Origin of the sequence: Asaia sp. SF2.1 (assembly GCF_000505765.1) — a bacterium.
GTDB classification, from domain to species: domain Bacteria; phylum Pseudomonadota; class Alphaproteobacteria; order Acetobacterales; family Acetobacteraceae; genus Asaia; species Asaia bogorensis.
On the sequence record NZ_AYXS01000051.1, the window covers coordinates 16,549 to 19,276 of the forward strand.

General features: G+C 58.1%; 2 protein-coding genes. One reads left to right on the forward strand and one right to left on the reverse strand.

Features of this window, described 5'->3' with window-relative positions:
* Nucleotides 1-1,421: glycogen debranching protein GlgX (glgX, locus tag P792_RS0120390; protein ID WP_035441002.1), on the reverse strand; the 1,421-nt coding region annotated here is incomplete at its 3' end.
* Between the two features lie 199 nt (nt 1,422-1,620).
* Between glgX and P792_RS35085 the strand changes: the two genes are divergently transcribed.
* On the forward strand, nt 1,621-2,728 hold a 1,108-nt coding region (locus tag P792_RS35085; RefSeq protein ID WP_035441004.1), incomplete at its 3' end, for a glycogen synthase.

A 2,728-nucleotide genomic window follows, 5' to 3' on the forward strand; every position in this document is an offset into this window, starting at 1 on the left:
GCCTCGTTGTGCTTCTCGTTATACGAGACGCAGTCCCACAGCGTGAAGCCGTCATGAGCCGTGAGAAAATTGACACTGGCCCAGGCCTGACGACCCAGATGGTTGAACAGGTCAGGGCTGCCAAGCAGGCGCGGCGCCAGCACATCAGCCTTGGCCTCGCCGCGCCAGAAATCGCGCACCGTGTCACGGAACTTGTCGTTCCATTCGGCCCAGCCGGGAGGAAACTGGCCAACCTGGTACCCGCCGGGACCAATATCCCAGGGCTCGGCGATCATTTTGAGATGGGTAAGGGTCGGGTCCTGCTGGCAGATGCGCAGGAAGCCCGACTGACTGTCGAATCCGTCAACCTCGCGCGCGAGGATGGTCCCGAGATCGAAGCGGAAGCCATCCACACCGATTTCATTGGCCCAGTAGCGCAGACTATCAACAACAAACTGTAATGATGCAGTTTTTGTCAGGTTGAACGTATTACCAGTACCCGTATCATTAATATAGAATCTCTTATTGTCAGGCATGAGCCTGTAATACGTCGCGTTATCCAGCCCCTTGAAGGAGAGGGTCGGGCCGAGTTCGTTGCCTTCTGCGGTGTGGTTGTAAACCACGTCCATGACCACTTCGATGCCCGCCTCGTGGTAGGCGGCGACCATGCGACGTACTTCGGTCAGGGCATCATCCTGATCCGCAGCATAGCGCGTGTCGGGGGCAAAAAAGCCGATCGTGTTGTAGCCCCAGTAATTCGTAAGGCCCTTGTTCACCAGATACTCATCAGCGACGAAGCTCTGGATGGGCAGCAATTCGATTGTCGTGATGCCAAGCGATTTCAGGTGCTCGATCACATGGCGATTGGCCAGCCCTGCATAGGTGCCGCGCAGGCGCCGTGGAACGCGAGGATGATTGAGGGTGTAGCCCCGGACATGGGTTTCATACACCACCGTATCTGACCAGCGCGTACCCAGCGGGCGCAGGTTCTGAGCGGCAGGATCGGTAATCACGCATTTCGGGATGTAAGCTGCGCTGTCACGCTCATCGAAGCTCAGATCCTTGTCGGCATGGCCAATCTGGTAGCCGAAGAGTGCAGGATTCCATTCGATCTCGCCAAAATGCTCACGCGCATAGGGGTCGAGCAAGAGCTTGTTGGGGTTGAAGCGGTGACCGGCATCGGGCTCGTAAGGGCCATGCACACGCAGGCCGTAGAGCTGCCCCGGACGCAGGTCCGGCACCCAGCCGTGGAAAACCTGGTCTGTGTATTCCGGCAGGCGAATCCGGTCTGTTTCCTTCTCGCCGTTCTGGTCGAACAGGCAGATCTCGACCGCCTCGGCGTTGGCGGAGAATACGGCAAAATTGACGCCCTTACCGTCATAGACGGCGCCTCTCTCGGCGGGGCTTCCTTCCTTCAGGCGTTTCGCAAAAGAATCACTCATGAGTTTCTTTCCATCCTGACCCGTTAGACCGGCATTTTCCCTATCTGCACCCGGGTTCGAGGGGCCTAACGCTATGGAAAGGGAAAGTGCTGATAACATAAACGCGAGCGGTTAACGATTTCAGATGCGAAGCGTTTCACAAGTATTAGCATCCAAATGGCTCTGCAATTTCTTCCCGATTTCCCAGACGAGGCTCGCCATGCCGTCAGACCAGATCGTTACGCTTCCGACGGATTTGCAGCTGCTTTCCGTCACGGCAGAGATGTTTCCTTTCGTCAAAACCGGAGGGCTGGGCGATGTGGCGGCCTCGCTTCCCACTGCCCTGCGTCATCATGGCGTGCGCACCCGCACCATCCTGCCCGGCTATCCCGCAGTCATGAAGGCTCTGACACAAAAGGTGCAGGCCTATGTGTTCCACGACATGCTCGGCTATCGCGTCACCCTGTGGGAGGGAACAGCGCACGGGCATCATCTTTACGCAATCGAGTCGAGCGATCTCTACGATCGTGCGGGTGGCCCCTATCTGGGTCCGGACGGGCGGGACTGGCCCGACAACGACATGCGATTTGCCGTACTCTCCCGTGTTGCGGCCTGCATTGCCCAGGGTTGCCTTGCAAACTGGCAGCCGGACGTTGTCATGACCCATGACTGGCAGGCTGGATTGGTGAGCGCCTATCTGCGCTACGACAATCTGCCCGCACCACCGGTTGCCCATGTCATTCACAACATGGCGTTTCAGGGGCTCTTTCCCCGCGATCTTCTAGCGCGCATTGGTTTGCCCGACCATGCGTTTTCGGTCGATGGGGTCGAATTCTACGGCAAGCTCGGATATCTCAAGGCCGGTTTGCAGCTTGCAGACAAGCTCATAACTGTTTCACCCACCTATGCCGAGGAAATCCAGACGGCCGAAAACGGCATGGGTCTCGAGGGTCTGCTCAGCACGCGGGCGAATGACCTGCACGGCATTCTCAATGGCATCGATCTCCATGACTGGAACTCGCTGACCGATCCAGCGGTGATCTTCCCTTACGCGGTTGGCGACATCGCGGGCCGTCGTGCGAACAAGCGCGTGTTCCAGGCAGAGTTCGGCCTCCCACAGGACCCGAACGCCATGTTGCTGGGTATCGTGAGCCGTCTCACCCGTCAGAAAGGTGTGGATATCCTGGCCGAAATCGCGCCGCGTCTCTTCCAGGCCAATATCCAGCTCGCCGTCGTAGGCGTGGGTGACAATGACATCATGCAGGCTTTCCGGTCCCTGCAGCTGCGCTATCCGCGCCATCTCGTCTGCCATCTACGTTATGATGAGG